20 protein-coding genes and 1 pseudogene are annotated in these 18190 nt (G+C 42.1%); 3 read left to right on the top strand and 18 right to left on the bottom strand.

Annotated features, from left to right (window positions below; translation table 11 throughout):
- Positions 1–5 precede the first annotated feature (5 nt).
- Positions 6–662, bottom strand: coding sequence for a thiol:disulfide interchange protein DsbA/DsbL (locus tag CYP26_RS08740; protein WP_103631123.1), 657 nt, complete (start codon positions 660–662; stop codon positions 6–8).
- A gap of 239 nt (positions 663–901) precedes the next feature.
- Here CYP26_RS08740 and CYP26_RS08735 point away from each other — a divergent pair, with 239 nt between their 5' ends.
- Both CYP26_RS08735 and CYP26_RS08730 read left to right on the top strand, forming a co-directional pair.
- Entirely contained in the window at positions 902–1546 is a 645-nt protein-coding gene (locus tag CYP26_RS08735; protein WP_103631122.1) for a ferritin family protein, read from the top strand.
- A 110-nt stretch (positions 1547–1656) separates the two neighbouring features.
- The gene (locus CYP26_RS08730) at positions 1657–1947 is read left to right on the top strand and encodes a DUF5339 domain-containing protein (protein ID WP_021089936.1); all 291 of its coding nucleotides are present in this window, start codon (positions 1657–1659) and stop codon (positions 1945–1947) included.
- 37 nt (positions 1948–1984) lie between these two features.
- On the opposite strand, the gene CYP26_RS08725 is transcribed toward CYP26_RS08730, so the two are convergent.
- From CYP26_RS08725 to purB, 17 genes and pseudogenes are all read right to left on the bottom strand, one after another.
- Positions 1985–2173, bottom strand: a complete 189-nt coding sequence (locus tag CYP26_RS08725) for a DUF2798 domain-containing protein (protein WP_346311044.1) — start codon at positions 2171–2173, stop codon at positions 1985–1987.
- Positions 2174–2229: 56 nt separating this feature from the next.
- On the bottom strand, positions 2230–2424 hold the full coding sequence (locus CYP26_RS08720; protein WP_258031469.1) for a hypothetical protein: 195 nt from the start codon (positions 2422–2424) through the stop codon (positions 2230–2232).
- Entirely contained in the window at positions 2414–2542 is a 129-nt protein-coding gene (locus tag CYP26_RS10545; protein ID WP_258031468.1) for a hypothetical protein, read from the bottom strand. Before CYP26_RS10545 ends, CYP26_RS08720 begins: the two co-directional genes overlap by 11 nt.
- 7 nt (positions 2543–2549) lie before the next feature.
- Positions 2550–3230, bottom strand: a complete 681-nt coding sequence (locus CYP26_RS08715) for a putative quinol monooxygenase (RefSeq protein ID WP_103631120.1) — start codon at positions 3228–3230, stop codon at positions 2550–2552.
- A gap of 12 nt (positions 3231–3242) precedes the next feature.
- Positions 3243–3695: a hypothetical protein gene (locus CYP26_RS08710; protein WP_103631119.1), complete on the bottom strand. Its 453-nt coding sequence runs from the start codon at positions 3693–3695 to the stop codon at positions 3243–3245.
- Positions 3696–3745: 50 nt separating this feature from the next.
- A complete protein-coding gene (locus CYP26_RS08705) occupies positions 3746–5182 on the bottom strand; it encodes a subtype B tannase (protein ID WP_181000896.1) in 1437 nt (478 codons plus the stop codon).
- Between the two features lie 10 nt (positions 5183–5192).
- Positions 5193–5759 carry a flavin reductase family protein gene (locus CYP26_RS08700; protein ID WP_103631118.1) on the bottom strand — a complete coding sequence of 189 codons (567 nt, stop codon included), beginning with the start codon at positions 5757–5759 and terminating at the stop codon, positions 5193–5195.
- Between the two features lie 20 nt (positions 5760–5779).
- On the bottom strand, positions 5780–6556 hold the full coding sequence (locus tag CYP26_RS08695) for an SDR family NAD(P)-dependent oxidoreductase (protein WP_103631117.1): 777 nt from the start codon (positions 6554–6556) through the stop codon (positions 5780–5782).
- Positions 6553–7194: an NAD(P)H-binding protein gene (locus CYP26_RS08690; protein WP_103631116.1), complete on the bottom strand. Its 642-nt coding sequence runs from the start codon at positions 7192–7194 to the stop codon at positions 6553–6555. Before CYP26_RS08690 ends, CYP26_RS08695 begins: the two co-directional genes overlap by 4 nt.
- 29 nt (positions 7195–7223) lie before the next feature.
- Positions 7224–8369: an iron-containing alcohol dehydrogenase gene (locus CYP26_RS08685; protein ID WP_103631115.1), complete on the bottom strand. Its 1146-nt coding sequence runs from the start codon at positions 8367–8369 to the stop codon at positions 7224–7226.
- Positions 8370–8452: 83 nt separating this feature from the next.
- Positions 8453–9127, bottom strand: a complete 675-nt coding sequence (locus CYP26_RS08680) for an anaerobic ribonucleoside-triphosphate reductase activating protein (protein ID WP_103631114.1) — start codon at positions 9125–9127, stop codon at positions 8453–8455.
- Between the two features lie 101 nt (positions 9128–9228).
- Positions 9229–11511, bottom strand: a pseudogene (locus CYP26_RS08675) (ribonucleoside triphosphate reductase).
- An 828-nt stretch (positions 11512–12339) separates the two neighbouring features.
- On the bottom strand, positions 12340–12531 hold the full coding sequence (locus tag CYP26_RS10540) for a hypothetical protein (RefSeq protein ID WP_258031467.1): 192 nt from the start codon (positions 12529–12531) through the stop codon (positions 12340–12342).
- A complete protein-coding gene (locus CYP26_RS08665; protein ID WP_103631112.1) occupies positions 12528–12713 on the bottom strand; it encodes a hypothetical protein in 186 nt (61 codons plus the stop codon). Before CYP26_RS08665 ends, CYP26_RS10540 begins: the two co-directional genes overlap by 4 nt.
- A 2-nt stretch (positions 12714–12715) precedes the next feature.
- Positions 12716–12985, bottom strand: a complete 270-nt coding sequence (locus tag CYP26_RS08660) for a hypothetical protein (RefSeq protein ID WP_103631111.1) — start codon at positions 12983–12985, stop codon at positions 12716–12718.
- 36 nt (positions 12986–13021) lie between these two features.
- Positions 13022–15397 carry a ribonucleoside-diphosphate reductase subunit alpha gene (locus CYP26_RS08655; RefSeq protein WP_103631110.1) on the bottom strand — a complete coding sequence of 792 codons (2376 nt, stop codon included), beginning with the start codon at positions 15395–15397 and terminating at the stop codon, positions 13022–13024.
- 341 nt (positions 15398–15738) lie between these two features.
- A complete protein-coding gene (gene purB / locus CYP26_RS08650; RefSeq protein ID WP_103631109.1) occupies positions 15739–17070 on the bottom strand; it encodes an adenylosuccinate lyase in 1332 nt (443 codons plus the stop codon).
- A 187-nt stretch (positions 17071–17257) separates the two neighbouring features.
- Here purB and CYP26_RS08645 point away from each other — a divergent pair, with 187 nt between their 5' ends.
- Positions 17258–18181 (top strand): pseudouridine synthase family protein, encoded by a 924-nt coding sequence (locus tag CYP26_RS08645; RefSeq protein ID WP_103631108.1) that lies wholly within the window; start codon positions 17258–17260, stop codon positions 18179–18181.
- The last annotated feature ends 9 nt before the right edge of the window (positions 18182–18190 follow it).

Genomic DNA, 18190 nt, shown 5'->3' with positions numbered 1-18190 from the left:
ACGCCTTATTTTTTAAGAAGCTCTTCGATGAGTGCTGCCATGCCGTCAAGCGAGCTGATTGATTTTGTCATGATGAGATATTTGCCATTTATGACAAATGCTGGCACGCCTTGAATTTTAGCCACGTCATAGCTCTCATCCCACTTTTTAAGTAGCTCAGTCACTTTTGGATTAGCCAGCTCTTTTTCGTAGTCTGCTTTGCTAACGCCAGCTGCATCAAGGCCGGTTTTCAAAAAGCCCTCAGCGTCTTTGCCATCGCTCCAGCGCTCTTTTTTGTCGTGGTAAGCTTTATAGTAGGCAAATTTAGCCTTTTTAAATAGTGAATTTTCATCAAACAAGCTCACTCCCTTTGCCTCGTCCATAACGATAAGCACGGCAAAGACCTTGCTCGCAACCTCGCCGTAATCACCCTTTGTCTTTAGGTGAAATGGCTCGTATTTTAGGCCAGGAATTTTCTCAACTACCTTTGGAGTGACGCTCTTGTCGTACTTGTAGCAAAATGGGCAAGCGTAGCTAAAAATTTTAACTAACGTGTTTTGTCCCACACTTAGTGGCTTTTCAAGCTTGACATAGTCCTCGCCCTCGCTAAATGCACTCGCACTGATCGCTCCAGCAACTGCAACGGCAAAGATAGCCTTACTAAATTTAGATAGAAAACTCATGATGATCTCCTTTGGATGATTTATTTTGAGTTATTCTACAACCAAGCTCAACCGCACTTTTAACGCTAGAATAAATTTTGGCTGAAATTTATCTTTTTTAAATTTATGATGATGGATTTGGTGATTTTGTATTTTGTTAAATTTATAAAAATAATATACGTTATCAATAAAAATTATTATTTACATATTTTAATTATTTGGTTATAATCCGCTCAAATTTTATCAAAATAGGAGTCAAAATGAGACAGTATGAAACATACAAATGCGAGAAATGCGGCAACGAGATCGAAGTTCAAAAAGTTGGAGGCGGCACACTAACCTGTTGCGGCGAAGAGATGAAATGCATCACTGAAAATTTAACAGCGGTAAATTTGATGAAGGCATTTGCTGGCGAGTCACAAGCTAGAAACAAATATGAGCTTTACGGCGATCTAGCTAAAGAAGCAGGCTATCACGCGATAGCTAGACACTTTTACGAGGCAGCTGAAAACGAGAAATGGCACGCAAGGGCTGAATTTAAGAAATATCACGAGATGATGAACGATCCGATCGATAAGATGGATAAAAATTTACTTGACGCTGCAGCTGGCGAAAACTACGAGCATACGACGATGTATCCAGACTTTGCAAAGATCGCAAAAGAAGAAGAGTTAAAAGATGTTGAGAGGCTATTTAACGCGATCGGCAAGGTTGAAGTTGAGCATGAAAGAGAGTATTTAGAGCTTAAAAAGATGCTTGATGAAGAGGGCTTTTTTGAGAGCGACGAAGAAGATATCTGGGTTTGCGAGGTGTGCGGACACGTTCACAGAGGCAAAAAAGCTCCAGGCGCTTGCCCACTTTGCAAAGCTCCAAAAGAGTATTTTAAGCGCGAATTCTTAGGCTAAAAAGCCAAAAATTTAGCCAAGGCGCTTGTCTTGGCTAAATTTAATAAATTTAAATCTATTTAAAATAAAAAAGTTATATAATCTCCTTAAATTTTCACAAGGAGAAAGAGATGAAAAAATCACTTTTAGTTTTAGCTACTCTTGGCTTTGCACTAAGCCTAAACGCTGCAGATCTTACAGATACTTGCAAGTCTTACTTCTCAGACATCGACAAAATGGTCGAAGCTTACAAACAAGCTGGTCAAGAGCAACAAGTAAAAATGTACGAAGATCAAAAGAAACAATCAATGGATCAACTTGCTGCACTTCCAAAAGAGCAACAAGACGCTACTTGCAAACAAGCTAAAGAGATGTTTGCTCAAGTAATGGATCAAATGAAAAAACAAGGTCTTTTAAAATAAACCTTCACGTGGCTAGCTCTCTAGCCACTCTTTAAATTTAACTCTCTTTTTTACATAAATTTTGCGTGATCTTTGCTACAAATGGCGAAACTAGCAAAAGCACAGGATACGCCACCACAAAGGCTTTTACATAAGCAATTAGCCAAATTTTCACAAAACCATCAACAAAGCCAAGGTTTAGATACGTCAGCACAAATGACATAAAAAACGCCATAAATGCTGACATTATAAACGCAAAAACATATCTATAAAATTTTATTGGTATCAAATTTCCACCTAAATTTATTTACAAACAAAGCTACATGCCTTGCTTGCGTCACCGCCTATGTATGTAGCCGCCTTTGGATAGGCACACACTAAAAATTCCTTGCCGGCGCAGCTCTTGCTTTGTGCCAGCATGCTCTTTAGCGCTTCGCCCTTTTCATGCCACGCCTCAAGCGGACCCACGTCTATGCCGTTGCCGCTCTCACTCCACATCTATCATCTCGTTATGTAAGATTTTCACATCTTTTAAACTCACACATCCTGCCTTATCAAGGGCAAATGCCGAAGTGCCAAAAAGTGCCAATGCGCAAAAAAGTGAAATTTTCTTCATAAATCTCCTAAAATTTTACCTTGCTAAATGAGGTCTCGTTTTTTAAACCAAAGCCATCAAATTCATCTATTAATCCAGCTCGCTCTTTGGCGTAAGCCTTGTAGTTTGCGCTGTGGCGGTAGCTCTCAAAGCTAGCCTCATCTTTGTAAATTTCAACCAGCACCCACTTGCTAGGCGCGTCTTTTTGACTAAAGGCAAACTGCGCGTAAGCTCCCTCATCTACGCTTTTTTGCATATATTTTTTCACTAGCTTTTCAAATTTCGCATCACTCTTTGCCAAAAGGCTTAAATTTGTGATGTGAAAGTAGGCATCTTTTAGGCGCTCTGGGGTTAAATTTTTAGAAAAAGTAGCCCGTTTTTTCAAGCTTATAGCCTTTTTGCTAGCTAAAATTTCAGCACTCGCACTTGCAAATTTCTTATAGTGCGCTGAAGCTACGTGCTTTTTATAAGCCGCCTCGTCCTTGTAAAACTCAAGCACGTAAAATAGCTCTGGCTTGCTCTTTGCGCTCGCAAAAAAGATCGCCTGTGTGTCTGGCTCGCTCTTTGCGCTTAGTATATTTTCCCTGCCAAGCTGCTTTAACAAAGTCTTGTTATTTGGCGTCACAAGCAGCTCCTGTAAGCTCACTTTCGCCTCCGCCCCAAAGGCAAAAACCGCCAAAACCGCTAGTAAAAATAGCTTTTTAAACATCAAATTTCCTTATCACTTCGCCTTTTTCATATCAGCCTTAGCTTTTATCTCTTCTGCACCTTTTAGATCGATCTGTGCTTTTTTAAAGGCTTTACGTGCTTTTTCTAAGCGGTTAGAGTTTTTGACACTTGGGTTATCAGCATAGGCTTTTTCTGCCTCTTCTAGCTTAAATTTCTTGTCACCATAGCTCTTTTGAGCTTTTTCAAGGTTATTTGTAGCTTTATCGCCACCTAGTAGCTCAGCCTTTGATGTGACCTTGCCAGTGACTGGATTTCTACCGATAGTGGCATCAAAGTCACGTTTGCTATCTTTTTTGTTCTCACGATAGCACTCTTTTTTTCCTCCTATTAATGTGCCGCCTATATCACGAGGTCTGTTTTTAGGATCACTGCAATCAACCGCTGCTAAACTAATAGATGAAAACAGACTAAGCAATAAAACACAAATTAGTGCCTTACTTTTCATCTTTACTCTCCTTGAAAATTTTAAAATTTCTCATACTTTCTCCTTTAAATTTATCTCTCAACCACTCTTTTTACCCAAGCAAAAAGCTCGTCTAAGTCGTAGTCGCCGCCGTGTCCTTGCCCCCAGACCGCTTCAAAATCAACCTCTTTGCCAGCATTTTTAAGCGAGAGTGCGAGCATAGCAGGCACGGCAAGGGCTAGGTCGGTGTCGTTTGTGCCCTGCCTTATGCGGTAAAATTTCGCCGCCTCTTTGTTTGCGGTGTAGTTCATCGCATTCATCATCTTTATGACGCTAGCCTCCGCCATCTCGCCCACGCTGCGCTCTTTGGCAAATTTAGTAAAGTGCTTTGCAGGCGTTTTGCTATCGCCAAAAAGGTCGTTTTCAGCATTTTCAAGAGCTAGGCCGTCAAAGGCAACTGGCGCTTTGGCACGTTTTAGCGAGGCGATGAAGTCTTCTAGCTTAAACGTATATCCAAGCGAGCAACCCTGCGTGTCAAGAGTTATAAATTTAGGCGTGAGCGTGCTTTTGTCGCTACTTTTTGTAGCGGTAAATGCCTTTGAGATGAGGGCGTTTATATACTCTTTGAAGCTACCCTCGCCATTTTCATCAAGGCTTAGCGTATGACCTTTGGCATCTTTTAAATTTAGCGAGTTTAGATAGGCTGGGAATTTAGTTTTTAGCTCACGTGAGAGCTCTTTTTGTGTGGCGTTTAGCTCGCCTACTATCATCTTTGGCTTTTTGCTCCTGTCGTTAAAGCTAGCCGCGTCAAGACTTGCAAAATCAATCCTTTCAAATTTATCCAAATCCCCAAACATCCACTCATACGCCTCGTCCTCATGCTCTAAATTTGTAACAGGGCAGTAGGCTGAGACGGCATAAATTTGATCGTCCGCCTTCGCAGCGCCTAGCTCGCTAAGATATGGCTCATGCTCTTTTGCGTTTGCGCTAGCACCAAGCAGTGCCGACATCGCGCCGCCTGCGCTCGTGCCGTTTGAGATGATCTTGTTTGCGTCGCCTGGCATAAATTTGTCATTAAATTTAAGATATCTAACGGCCGCTTTTAGATCGACTATCGCAGCTGGGGCTTTGCCGATGAAGCTCTCGCCATCTTTTAGCGTCCTACCCCTAGCGCCAACGCTTGCCACGACGTATCCTCTAAGAAGCGCTTCGAGAGTGGCATTTGGCTTTTCGTTTTTGGTTTCTGGCTTTTGCGGTTTGGCTGGCATGTAGCCGCCTATGCCATTTTGCATAAAAATAGCCGTAGTTTTATCGTCAAATTTACCCTCTGGCACGTAAAAATTTAGCACCTCATAGTCGCTCGTTGGCTTTGTCACATAGACTATGCCCTCATAAGCTCTAAATTTAAGCGTCCTCTCGCCAACTTGCACGCTTTTTAGCTCAAATTTACTCTCATCAAATTTAAGCTCACCACCAAAGCACGCCCCAGCCAAGCAAACCGCCAAAACTAGGTATTTTGCACTTTTCATACTTCGTCCTTTAACCGATAATGGCTGCCTTTTCCTCAAATTTCGCCGTCCCGTCAGCATAAAACTGCCCACCAGCTACGTAGTGAGGCGTCCTTAGCCCATCATCTAAATTTTCAAATTTCCAGTGACCACCCTCAAAAACGCGCGTATCGGCGTAGGCTGCCAAGACTTTGGCCTTAAAGAGGTCAAACTCACTCTCGTTTTTGGCGTCTTTGATGATCTCGCAAACCATGTAGGCTGCGCACTCTTTTAGCAAAGGCACGCCATTTTCGTAAAACATCTCCACGCCAGCAAGCTTGTTTTTGTCGCTGTGCATGCTGGTCGTGCCAAGTCTTGCGATAAGGGCGGTATCTTTGAAAAATGGCACGCAAAGGCCAAATTTACCGCTCTTTTCAAAAAGCGTGCGTGTAAATGAGCTAGAGGCTACGACTGCTGTTATCTTGTCGTAGTCTAGCGGGCAGACCCAAGAGGCGCTCATCGCGTCCTCGACGCCCTCGTGGCTTGCGCAGATGATGAGCGTTGGGCCGTGGTTGATGAGGCGGTAGGCCTTGTTTAGATCAACTTTTTGTAGTGCCATTTTGCTTCCTTGATTTGGCTTTATTTATCTATATTTTTTGCATCATACTTGAGGGCATAGTCAAATTTTGGCTTACTTAGGCTAAACTCAAAGCTATCTCTATCGACCGAGCCAACGCAGCAGTGGCTATCATAAAGGCGAAGCAAAAACTCCGCCATCTCTTCACTCGTGTGATACTTTTTAAACGCCTTGTCGTAGTCGTAGCTCTCTTTGCTAGTTGCCACCATGCCAAATTCTGTCTTTGTGGCAGCTGGAGCTAGCACTTTTGCCTGCATTTTCGCCTGCTTATCTTGTGCTAGCTCGTGGTAAAGTCCCTCGCTAAAGGAACTTACGAAAAATTTGCTAGCGCAGTAGGTCACGGCGTTTGGCACGATTTTGTAGCCACCTATTGAAGAGATGTTTATAAGCTGTGTATCTTTGTCTTTATATTTTTTAGTAAAGAGCGTTGAGAGCGTGACAAGTGAGATGATGTTTAAATTTATCATCTGAGTGATCTTGTCTAAATTTTGCTCGCCGACCTTGTTATAGTCGCCAAAGCCAGCGTTGTTTATAAGCGCTTTTAGCTCAAATTTTTCTAATTTTTGCCAAAGAGAAAGGGCATTTTCTTGCTTTGAGAGATCGCAAAGCTCTATCACCACATCGACATTTGCAAATTTAGCTATCTCGCTTTTTAACTCTTCTAAAAGCTCGCCCCGCCTTGCGATAAGGATCAAATTCTCCCCGCGCCTTGCAAATGCCTTTGCAGCGGCCGCTCCTATGCCTGAGCTTGCTCCAGTGATGGCGATGTATCTTTTCACTTCGCATACTCCACCGGACTATAAATTTTCACACCCTCGCTGTGGTCATCTTGCGCTACTTGCACGATCACTTTAGCGATATCAGCCGCCTTCATCGGACGATACTCATCAAAAAAGCCTTTTGGGATAAATTTAAATGCTTTTGCCGCCAAATACTCGCCAAGTCTAAATTCCTTTCTCTCAGCCTCGATAAGTGGCAGCCTAGCGATATGAAATGAGCTATATCCAAGCTCTTTTATCTTTGCTTCTGCCTGACCTTTTGCCTTTAGGTAAAACGAGCCTGACTTTCTGTTTGCCCCTGCAGCCGAGAGCAAAACAAAGCGTTTTGCACCGCACTCCAAGCCAAATTTGGCGAAATTTATCGGATAGGTCACATCGACTTTGTAAAACTGCTCTTTGTGCTTTGCCGCCTTCATCGTCGTGCCAAGCGCGCAAAATACGTCATCAGCGATAAATGGCACCTCATCTTTAAAATCATCAAAATTTACTATCTTTACTTCAAGCTTTTCATGAGTAAATTTTAGCTCGCTTCTAACGAGAGCGACCACCTTGCTATAGTGCTCACTCTCGCATAAATCTTTTAAAATTTCACTTCCTACAGCGCCGCTGGCTCCTGCTATAAGGGCGACTTTTTTCATGTTTATCCTTTGTAAATTTTGGATAAATTCTATCTCGCTAAGGCAAAAATTTCGCTTATGGCCTCTTTTGTATAAATTTGCTCCAAGCCCCTGCCCTTGGCGTAGTCATAAACTAGCGCCATGATCTCGTCTAAATTTGACTCATCAACGCCGATCTCTATGAGGCTTGTTGGTGTGCCGACCTTGCTAAACCACTCTTTTAGCTTCTCTATGGCTACGTCTGCGTCATCAACGCCAAAAATTTCTTTACTAAAGCGCTTAAACGCCTTTAAATTTCTACTCTTATACCACTTCATCCAAGCTGGCATAACCACACTTAGCCCAGCTCCATGCGCGCAATCAACCACCGCACCTATGGCGTGCTCGATCATGTGATTTGGATATGAGTAGCCAGCCGTGCCGACGTAAGTTAGACCATTTAGCGCCATCGTCGCAGCCCAGGCAAACTCGCCTCTAGCATCGTAGTTTTCAGGCTCTTTTAGTAAAATTTCAGTCGTTTTCATGACCGTTTTGATGTTTGCCTCGATGTATAAATTTATGATCTCAGGCTGGATGCTCGCCGTAAAGTAGCCCTCGATGCTGTGAGCGATGATGTCTGAGGCTGAATAGACCAAGTACTCCTTGCTAACGCTTGCTTGAAGAAGTGGGTTTATAACCGACACTTTTGGGTAAAGACAAGCGCCGTGCATGGCAAATTTCTCTTTTGTGGCTTCGTTTGTGACGACTGCGCCGCCGTTCATCTCTGAGCCAGTTGCAGCTAGTGTTATGATGTCAAAGATCATAAGCGCTTCTTTTGGATCTTTGCCCGTAAAAAAGTCCCAGACATCGCCGTTATATCTAACTCCAGCAGCCACGGCTTTGGCACTATCAAGCACCGAGCCACCGCCTATGGCTAGCACGCTATCGACGCTCTCTTTTTTAGCTAAATTTATAGCCTCATTTACCTTGCTTAGCACTGGGTTTGACTTCACGCCACCTATCTTGCAAAACTCGATGCCATTTGCGCTTAGGCTCTTTGTGGCGATGTCAAAAAGTCCGTTTTTCATAATCCTATCGCTGCCGTATATTATGAGCGTCTTTTTTACGCCAAATTCTTTCATGTATTTGCCGATGTTTTGCTCTTTGTCTTTGCCAAATTCTATTCTAGTTGGGTTGTAAAATGTGAAATTTTGCATAGTTTCTCCTTGTTTGTTTTTGTGGTTTGGGATAAATTTTAGTTAAATTTTCTTATTTTTAGCTATTTTTATCTGCACTAAATTTAGAAATTTCTTAGTCTGATAGGTAGTTTTGATGTGATCTTATCTGGATCGAAGCTGTTTTTTGGATCGCCTAAGCCTCCAAAATTTTCGCCAGTGTTAAAGAATTTTTGTAAAAAGTAGTTGCCTCTGTATCCAAGCTCGTAAAGTAGCTCAGACATCTCGCTGATATCCTTTTCGCTTAGCAAGTCCGCATGCACGGTCGTTCTCACTTCAAATTTGAAATTTATTTCTATGAGATATTTTAGCGTGGCAGCAAATTTCTCATATAAATTTGAGCCAGTGATGCCGATAAATTTCTCTTTTGGGGCTTTAAAATCAAGCGCGATGTAATCAATCAGCCCCTCATCTATCGCCTCTTTTAAGACGTCACAATACGAGCCGTTAGTATCGACCTTTAAGCTAAAACCGCGCGCCTTTACCTCGCGTGCTAGCCTTAAAAAGAGAGGGTTTGCTGTACATTCGCCACCGCTAAAGACTATGCCATTTAGCTTGCCGACCCTGCGGTCTAAAAAGTCGCAAACTTCGCTAAAGCTTATAGTGCCATTTGACTTTACGACCTCGATGTTGTAGCAGTATCCACAGCGCATATTGCACCCTGCAAACCAAATGACAGCTGCCACTTTGTCTGGATAGTCAAGCGTCGTAAATGGCGTTATACTAAAGACTCTTTGCAAGTTTTTGACCCCTTTTTTAAATTCAAAGGCACAAGGGGCGTGCCTTTGGCTTGCATTTTAGTTTATTTTTTTAAATTTATTCTTGTTTTTAGGCAAGAAATTTATCTCTTGCAACAACTTGCGTATTCGTCAAATTTAACACGCTCTTTGTGCTCACCTTTTTTGCCGAGGTTAAAGCTCTCAACTGGTCTGTGATAGCCCATAACACGAGTATAAACGACGCATCTTGTGCGCTTTTCTTGCACTTTTTCTAAAATTTCTTTTTCTGTCATTTTCTCTCCTTATTTGGATTTTTTCTTCTCTTTTTCTATAAGCTCTGCATCACAAAGTGGGCAAAACTCATGCTCGCCAGCTATGTAGCCATGTTTTGAGCAGACGCTAAAGACTGGCGTTATCGTGATGTATGGGAGTTTGTAGTTTGAGATTATACTCTTTACAAGCTCTTTGCAAGCTTTAGCCGAGCTTATGCGCTCTTTCATATATAGGTGAAAGACGGTGCCGCCAGTGTAGGCGCTTTGTAGCTCATCTTGCAGATCAAGCGCTTCGTAAGCGTCGTCTGTGAAATTTGCAGGTAGCTGGGTTGAGTTTGTGTAGTAGATATTATCGCCCTCGCCTGCTTGGATAATGTCTGGATAGCGCTTCTTATCCTCTTTGGCAAAGCGGTATGTCGTGCCCTCAGCAGGAGTTGCCTCAAGGTTGTATAAATTTCCGCTCTCTTCTTGAAATGTCCTTATCTTATCACGTAAAAAGCCAACCATCTCAAGGGCAAATTCTCGTCCAAATTTAGTTGAAATATTCTCTTTATCATCAGTGAAATTTCTAAGTAGCTCGTTCATGCCATTTATGCCGATCGTACTAAAGTGGTTGTTAAAGTGCTTTAGATACCTCGCCGTGTAAGGATAAAGCCCTCTTTCATACATCTCTTTTATAAATTTACGCTTTTTCTCTAGGGTTGATTTAGCTAGTTCTAAAAGGTAGCTTAGTCTGTTATAAAGTGCGACCTTATCGCCTTTGTAGTTGTATCCTAGGCGGGCTAAATTTATAGTGACGACGCCTATTGAGCCAGTCATCTCAGCGCTTCCAAAAAGACCGCCGCCACGCTTTAAAAGCTCTCTTAGATCAAGCTGCAAGCGGCAGCACATAGAGCGCACATGACCTGGTTTGTAGGCGTTTTCGTTTTCTATCTTGTTGCCATTTTCGTCATAAGTGTATTGCGAGCCGATGAAATTTTGAAAGTAGCTTGAACCCATTTTTGCGGTATTTTCAAAGAGCACATCTGCCACTTCGCTATCCCAGTTAAAATCCTCTGTGATATTTACCGTCGGTATCGGAAATGTAAAAGGCTGCGAGCACTTGTCGCCAGCTGTTAAAACCTCGTAAAATGCCTTATCTATGCGCGCCATCTCAGGCTCAAAGTCCTTGTAGGTCATATCGATCAAATTTTTCCTACCACGCTCGTTTGCTTTTTTCAAAATTTTCTCATCTTTTACATTTGTAAAAAGGTGTATATCATCGCTCGTTGGGATCTGATCCCTAAGGTCGCTTGGGCAGGTGATGTCTATGGTTACGTTTGTAAATGGGCTTTGTCCCCAGCGTGCAGGGACGTTTAGGTTGAAAATAAAGCTAGTGATCGCCTTTTTGATCTCGGCGTCGCTTAGATCGTCTTTAAAAACATAAGGTGCAAGGTAGGTGTCAAAGCTAGAAAACGCCTGAGCACCCGCCCACTCGCTTTGTAAAATGCCTAAGAAATTTGCCATCTGATAAAGCGCCTCTCTAAAGTGCTTTGGAGCTCTGCTCTCGACCCTGCCACGAACGCCGTTAAAGCCCTCATTTAGCAAGGCTCGCAGGCTCCAGCCAGCGCAGTACCCTGTAAGGCAGTCTAGGTCGTGGATGTGGTAGTCGCCGTTTCTGTGCGCTAGCCCCTCTTCTTTGTTATAAACAGCGTCTAGCCAGTAGTTTGCTATGACTTTACCGGCGGTATTATTGATAAGGCCTGCGTTTGAGTAGCTGGTGTTTGAGTTGGCTGAAATTCTCCAGTCGGTGCCGTTTATATATTCATTTATCGTCTGGGTTGAGTTTATATAGGTCGTGTCGGCGTTTAGGCCTAAAATTTGCTCGCGTTGGAGCTTGTGCGTGTGGCGGTAGAGCATGAAGCTCTTTAAAACTTCAAAATGTCCGCCGTCAAATAGCTCTTTTTCGATCGCATCTTGGATGTCCTCGACTGTTATCGCACTTGATTTTTGAAAGATATCTTGGACTACATTTGTAAAAACTTGCTCGTCATAAGCTTTATTTTCGCTTGCAAATGCCTTTTTTATAGCATCTACTATCTTGTATGCTACAAATTCTTGCCTTGTGCCATCTCGTTTTAAAATTTCACGCATCACTTGCTCTTTTCTGATTATTTTTTTGATATGGAGTTTAAAAGTATAGGACAAGAAAGCTTAAAAGATAGATAACTATTTTATTTTGTTTAATAATATTTATCAAAAAATATAAAATTTTAGAGAGTTTTATTAAGTATATTTCTACGTATATTAAGGGTTTTAAATTAAAATTTGATTATTTTTACTTAAATAATTATTTTAATTTTATATTTTAAAATAGTCTGTTTAAAATTTTACAAACCGATCAAGCTTATTTGGGTATCATTATGATGACGACGGATATTTAGATGAAGTAGATCAAAAAGATCTGGCGGGGCTAATAAACGCTAAAAAACGTGGTGAATTAGAGTGTGTAAATTTAGATGAATTTGACCTAGAGATGAGACCATATTTAAAAAGAGAAAGGTCTAAATGAAGCTTTTATTAAGCAAACGCTTTCAATCAGACCTTGAAAAGATTTTAAAATTCTACTCTCAAAAAATTTACACCAAAGGCGTGAAAAGATCACATCACTACTATTTTGCGTTTCTTCTATCTGCTTTCTCTTTTATCTCTTCTGCTGCCTCTAGGTCAAGCTGCGCTTTTTTAAAGGCTTTACGAGCTTTATCAAGGCGGTTAGAGTATTTAGTGCTAGGATTGCTTTGATAAAGCTCTTCTGCCTCCTCAAGCTCGGTTTTAGCCTTACCGAAATTCTGTTGCGCCGCCTCAAGGTTATTAGTAGCTTTGTCGCCGCCTGCTAGATCGGCTTTCGACGTTACTTTGCCCGTTACTGGATTACGTCCGATAGTTAAATCTAAATCACGTTTTGCTGTTTCAGCATTGAGGTTACGATAACACTCTTTCTTCCCCCCCCCTTAATACTCCGCCTATGCTACGAGGTCTATTTTTTGGGTCGGAGCAATCTACCTTTTCTTTGGTTGTATTATTCATTTCTTTATGAAATACATCATAATTTCCATAAGCGCTTAAGTTGAATACACCTAGAAATAATGTAAAAATTAATACTTTAATTTTCATTTTTTCTCCTTTTCTTTATTTAACTCTTTTTCTAACTCTTCATAATCAACTATTTTTACAATTTCAGGCTTTAAACCAAGAGCAGGCGGAATTTTAATAACGCAAAATTCTTCGCCCTCGAAGTCAGTAACAAAAGTAACTTTATCGCTCTTATCTTCTAGTTGTTTTACTTTTTCTTGCATTTTTATTCCCCCTTACTCTTATCTTGTTCTTTTGAGCTATCTAATCCTTTTTTCTTACGTAATCTTCTAAACGCACTTGAGAAAGTAGTTAGGCTCATACCTAGCTCTTTCTCCTCTACTAAAAAAGAGTGTATAGTTTTCAAAGAGTAGCCCTCTTCGTAGAGTTCGTTTATATCTAAAATATAATTATCAAGCTCACTTTTTCGCTCTCTCTTAATGCCTTTGTTAAAACCTCTTTTTAAAAACTCTTCTTTAAAACTTTTCTCACTCATCTTTTATCCTTTGTTGCAAGCAAAGGATAATTTTACCTACTGACATCCCTCACACTCGATCGAGCGGTCAGCCACGTCGTTTAGTTTTTCGCTATCTGGTGACTCTGAGCGTAGATAATAAGTTGATTTTAGTCCAAGCTCCCATGCAAGCGTGTAAATTTCACTTAGATATCCGCCGCTTGCTTTGTCTAGGCTCATAAAGATATTTAGGCTTTGACCTTGATCTATCCATTTTTGGCGGATCGCGCCTGCTTTTATAAGAATTCTCTGATCAAGCTCATAAGCTGGCGTGTAAAACTGCCAAGTATCAGGGCTTAAATTTGGCACGACATTTGGGATCATGCCGCTTAGGTTGTGCTCGAACCACTTGCGTTTATAGACTGGCTCGATGGTCTGAGTAGTGCCAACAAGGATCGAGATCGAACTAGTTGGAGCGATCGCCATTAGGTAGCCGTTTCTCATGCCATCGCGCTTAACCTTTTCTCTTAGCTTGTCCCAGTCGCAGACATTTTCATCAAATAGCCCGCCTTTGTCGTTTAAAAGCGCTTTTGCGTTCTCGTTCGCGGTGTCAATCGGCATGATGCCTTTGCTCCATTTTGAGCCTTCAAATTTTGGATATATACCCTTTTCTACGGCTAAATTTGAGCTAGCATAGATCGCGTTGTAGCTTATGTTTTCCATTATGCTATCAATCAGCGCCAAGTGCTCATAGCTGCCCCATTTTACGTTTTTCTCAGCTAGCATTTGCGCCTCGCCCATGACGCCAAGGCCGATCGAGCGAGATGATAGGTTTGTGTGTTTTACCTTTTTGTGTGGGTAGAAATTTAGGTCTATAACGTTATCAAGCATCCTAATAGCTATCGGTACGACACGCTCGATGTCCTCTTTGCTGTTTATCTTGCTTAAATTTATACTTGCAAGGTTGCAAACTGCCGTTTTGCCCTCGATGCTCTCTTTTTCTACGATGAAAATTTGCTTGCCTTTTAGGCTATCAAGCGCGCTAAGCTTTTTGGCTTTTTTAGTTATGCCACTATCGACCGTGATGTCCTCTTCTTCGTCGAATAGCTCCTCGCCGCCATCTTCATAAGTGATCTTGATCTTATAGTAGTTTGGCGCTGTGTTTTGGAAAATTTCGGTGCATAAATTTGAGCTTCTGATGATGCCCTCGTGGTCGTTTGGATTTGCTTTGTTGGCATTGTCTTTAAAGCACAAAAATGGCATGCCTGTTTCAAAATAGCTAGTTAAAATTTTCTTCCAAAGCTCTTTTGCAAGGATGGTGTTTTTCTGGATATTTTCGTCGTTTTCATACTCCAAATATCTCTTCTCAAACTCCTCGCCGTAAAGGTCGCAAAGGTCGCTTACTTGAGCTGGGTCAAAGAGGCTCCAACGGCCATTTTCTTTGACACGCTTCATAAATAGGTCGTTTATCCAAAGCGCAGGGAAAAGCTCGTGCGCACGGCGTCTCTCTTCGCCTGAGTTTTTACGCAGATCAAGAAAATCGCTCACATCCATGTGCCAAGGCTCAACATAAACGGCTATCGCGCCCTTTCTAGTGCCTAGCTGATCGACCGCTACTGCGATGTCGTTTGTCACTTTTAAAAATGGTATGATACCGCCAGCTGCGTTTTTGTGTCCGTCGATACTGCCACCCATCGCACGCACCTTGCTCCAGTCCCAGCCGATACCGCCGCCAAATTTTGAAAGAAGCGCCATCTCTTTGTAGCTATCAAAAATGCCCTCGATATTATCAGGCGTACTACCTACGTAACAGCTACTTAGCTGGTGGCGTGTAGTCCTTGCGTTTGAGAGCGTTGGCGTGGCTAACATCACTTCAAATTTAGAGATGAGGTCGTAAAATTTCTTTGCCCAGCCTTGGCTGTCTAGCTCGTTTTGCGCAAGAAACATCGCGATCGCCATAAACATGTGCTGTGGCAGCTCGATCGGCATGCCACTCTTATCTTTGATGAGGTAGCGATCATAAAGCGTCTTGATACCAAGATATGCAAACTGCAGGTCGCGCTCAGGCTTGATGTAAGCGTTTAGGTCTTCAAGGTCGTACTTCTCTTTTAGCCCAGGAATGATGCGGCCTACCTTTTCGCCCTTTGCGAGGTAGTCTTTTAGGTGGTTGTAGCCGTTAAAGCCAGTCACTTTGTGATAAAGGTCGAACAAAAATAGCCTCGCAGCGACAAATGTCCAGTTTGGGCGGTCGATGTCGATCTTATCAACTGCTGTTTTTATAAGAGTTTGCTGAATTTCCTCAGTCGTTATCATATCTCTAAACTGAATTTTTGCATCCACCTCAAGCTCGCTAAGACTTACGTTGCTAAGCCCTAGAACCGCTTCGTTTGTGTATTTTTTGATCTTGCTGATATCAAGCTCTTCTGTTCTGCCGTTACGTTTTATAACTTTCAAAAATATCTCTCCGTTTTAAATTTTAATTTGAGATTTTATCCAAAAAGATATAAAAACTCTCTTTGCCAAATAAATAGAAAATGATAAAAATAGAGCTTATCAAGTGCTTTAGCCAAAGCTCTCATTTGCAAAAGCAAACGGTGCAAAAACGCTAAGTGTGATGACTAGGTTAAATGGCCGTCGTTGCTGCTAAATTTGACAAATAAATTTAAAAAGGTAGCGGTTGATTTGTGGCTGGGGCAAAGTTGTTAAATTTACTCGTGACGGCTGCGATGAATACGCTAAAGCTGTTTGTGATTAGGGTAGTTGTAAGGGGCTAAATTTACCCCTTGCGTTTAAATTTATTTGCCAAAGACTCTGGCGAAAATTTTATCTACGTTTTTGGTGTAGTAGTTGTAGTCAAAGCACTCTTTGATCTCATCTTTGCTAAGGCTCTTAGTTAGGTCCTCGTCGTTTAGCAAATTTTGTAAAAATAGGCTGTGGCCTTGCTCGTCGATCGCTTTTTTACCCTCTTGCAAGTCCGCCCAGACCTTCATGGCGTTGCGCTGAACGATCTTGTAGGCGTCCTCTCTAGAAATTCCACGCTGCGGTAGCTGCAAAAGCACACGTTGCGAAAATACCAAACCGCCTGTTAAATTTAAATTTTTCATCATATTTTCTGGGTATACGACTAAATTTGCTATCAAATTTTTGATGCGAACCAGCATAAAATCAGCCGTGATAAACATATCTGGCAGGATAAATCTCTCAACCGAGCTGTGGCTAATGTCGCGCTCGTGCCAAAGTGCGACGTTTTCAAGAGAAGGCGTGACGTATGAGCGTAGCACCCTGCAAAGACCGGTGATGTTTTCGCTAAGGACTGGATTGCGCTTATGTGGCATCGCGCTTGAGCCCTTTTGTCCTGGACTAAAGTACTCCTCCGCCTCATAAACCTCGGTCCTTTGGTAGTGTCTAATAGCAACTGCGATCTTCTCGCAAGTAGAGGCTAAGATAGCCATTGCACTCACCACGTGGGCGTAGCGGTCGCGCTGGATCACTTGGTTAGAGGCTGGAGCAGCTTTCAGACCTAGCTCCTCGCAAGTTAGCTCTTCAAATTCCATCGGTGCGTGGGCTAAATTTCCCATAGCGCCTGAGAGTTTGCCATAGCTGATCGTATCTTTTGCGTCTTTGATGAGCTTTAGCGCCCTTGCGATCTCGTCATACCAGATGGCAAGCACAAGGCCAAAAGTTATCGGCTCACCGTGGATGCCGTGGCTTCTGCCGACCATGAGCGTATGCTTGTGCTCGTTCGCTCTGTCTTTGACCGCCTGCATAAACTCCTCTACGTCGCTGATGATGAGCTCTAGGCTCTCTTTCATCTGAAGTGCGACGGCTGTGTCGATACAGTCGCTTGAGGTCATGCCGTAGTGTACAAACCTGCTCTCATCGCCAAGGCTCTCGCTGACACTTGTCAAAAATGCGATGACGTCGTGCTTTGTTGTCTTTTCTATCTCGTCGATGCGAGACACTTCAAATTTAGCATTTTTGCAAATTTTCTCGCAGTCGCTGTCGCTTATGAAACCAAGCTTATTCCAAGCTTTAACGGCAGCTTTTTCTACCTTGAGCCAAGCGTCGTATTTTGCTTGTATGCTCCACTTTTCAGCCATCTCTTTGCGTGAGTATCTTTCGACCATTGTTGAACCTTTTGTGTTAGTTTGCTTTTGTCCTGAAAGTATAAATTTGGCTTTTTGAGCCAGAAATCACGTCGTGCAATTTCTCTAAATTTAAGTTTTGATTATATAAAATCCGGGCTGAAATGTCGGTTATACACTTATAAATTTGGGCTTAAGATAGCTCGCTCATTTTTCAAAAGGATCATTTTTGCCCTATGTAAATAAATTTATCGCCACTGCAGATCATCAAAAAGCTTATGAAATTTTACTGCAAAACGGCTTTAATATGAGCCAAACCCAGCGCCTCATCGATAAGGGCAGGCTGATCTGTGGCGGCAGTGTCGTGAGCGAGAAAAATGCCGTTTTATGTGGCGATGTATTTTTGATCGACTATGAGGCGGAGCCAAAGTGGCTTAAGCCGATCTTTGAGTGCGAGAGCTTTGCCGTCTTTGACAAGCCAAGTGGGGTGCTCAGCCACCCAAATGGCAGACACTGCGAGTACTCGCTAAATGATGAAATTTACACACTTTTTGGGCGAGATGCGAGCGTAGCACATAGGCTAGACTTTGAAACAAGTGGCGTGATAGTCGTGGGAAAAGATAGAAATTCTACGATAAAACTAAAGAAAATCTTTGAAAACAGAGAGGTTTCTAAAAGCTACGTCGCGATGGTACAAGGCAAGATCGAGCGAGAATTTACGATCAACGCTAAGATGGATCTGGCAAACAACTACGACGATGTGAAGATGCGAATGCAAATTTGTGAAAATGGCAAGAGTGCTGTGACTAAAATTTTGCCGATAAAGTATTTTGATGACATCGATACGACTTTAATTCGAGCTATCCCATTCACTGGCAGGCAACATCAAATTCGCTTGCATTTGTTTCATGTGAAACACAAGATCCTTGGCGAACCACTTTATGGTTTGTCTCGTCCGCAGATCGAGAAAATTTTAGACAAAGAGATGAGCGAGAGTGAACGTATAAATTTAACTGGAGCAAAAAGGCTCCTACTTCACTCGGACGAAATTTCATTTAAATTTGATGAATTTTTTTACAAAATAAAAAGCAAATTTGACGCCGAAAATGAGTTTTATAAATTTGCAAAAGAAGTAAATAATCAAACTATTTAAATTTTAAAA

Origin of the sequence: Campylobacter concisus (assembly GCF_002913225.1) — a bacterium.
GTDB lineage: Bacteria > Campylobacterota > Campylobacteria > Campylobacterales > Campylobacteraceae > Campylobacter_A > Campylobacter_A concisus_J.
The sequence above is the reverse complement of the archived record's forward strand: the minus strand, read 5'-3'. Positions and strand labels throughout refer to the sequence as shown.

Excerpts from the sequence above, each read along its gene's own strand:
- CYP26_RS08710 (WP_103631119.1), bottom strand. The coding sequence starts at position 3,695 with ATGAAAAGTAAGGCACTAATTTGTGTTTTATTGCTTAGTCTGTTTTCA.
- CYP26_RS08700 (WP_103631118.1), bottom strand. The coding sequence starts at position 5,759 with ATGGCACTACAAAAAGTTGATCTAAACAAGGCCTACCGCCTCATCAAC.
- CYP26_RS08730 (WP_021089936.1), top strand. The coding sequence starts at position 1,657 with ATGAAAAAATCACTTTTAGTTTTAGCTACTCTTGGCTTTGCACTAAGC.
- CYP26_RS08685 (WP_103631115.1), bottom strand. The coding sequence starts at position 8,369 with ATGCAAAATTTCACATTTTACAACCCAACTAGAATAGAATTTGGCAAA.
- CYP26_RS08735 (WP_103631122.1), top strand. The coding sequence starts at position 902 with ATGAGACAGTATGAAACATACAAATGCGAGAAATGCGGCAACGAGATC.
- CYP26_RS08705 (WP_181000896.1), bottom strand. The coding sequence starts at position 5,182 with ATGAAAAGTGCAAAATACCTAGTTTTGGCGGTTTGCTTGGCTGGGGCG.
- CYP26_RS08720 (WP_258031469.1), bottom strand. The coding sequence starts at position 2,424 with ATGTGGAGTGAGAGCGGCAACGGCATAGACGTGGGTCCGCTTGAGGCG.
- CYP26_RS08725 (WP_346311044.1), bottom strand. The coding sequence starts at position 2,173 with ATGTCAGCATTTATGGCGTTTTTTATGTCATTTGTGCTGACGTATCTA.
- CYP26_RS10540 (WP_258031467.1), bottom strand. The coding sequence starts at position 12,531 with ATGAAAATTAAAGTATTAATTTTTACATTATTTCTAGGTGTATTCAAC.
- purB (WP_103631109.1), bottom strand. The coding sequence starts at position 17,070 with ATGGTCGAAAGATACTCACGCAAAGAGATGGCTGAAAAGTGGAGCATA.
- CYP26_RS10545 (WP_258031468.1), bottom strand. The coding sequence starts at position 2,542 with ATGAAGAAAATTTCACTTTTTTGCGCATTGGCACTTTTTGGCACTTCG.
- CYP26_RS08715 (WP_103631120.1), bottom strand. The coding sequence starts at position 3,230 with ATGTTTAAAAAGCTATTTTTACTAGCGGTTTTGGCGGTTTTTGCCTTT.
- CYP26_RS08665 (WP_103631112.1), bottom strand. The coding sequence starts at position 12,713 with ATGCAAGAAAAAGTAAAACAACTAGAAGATAAGAGCGATAAAGTTACT.
- CYP26_RS08740 (WP_103631123.1), bottom strand. The coding sequence starts at position 662 with ATGAGTTTTCTATCTAAATTTAGTAAGGCTATCTTTGCCGTTGCAGTT.
- CYP26_RS08660 (WP_103631111.1), bottom strand. The coding sequence starts at position 12,985 with ATGAGTGAGAAAAGTTTTAAAGAAGAGTTTTTAAAAAGAGGTTTTAAC.
- CYP26_RS08690 (WP_103631116.1), bottom strand. The coding sequence starts at position 7,194 with ATGAAAAAAGTCGCCCTTATAGCAGGAGCCAGCGGCGCTGTAGGAAGT.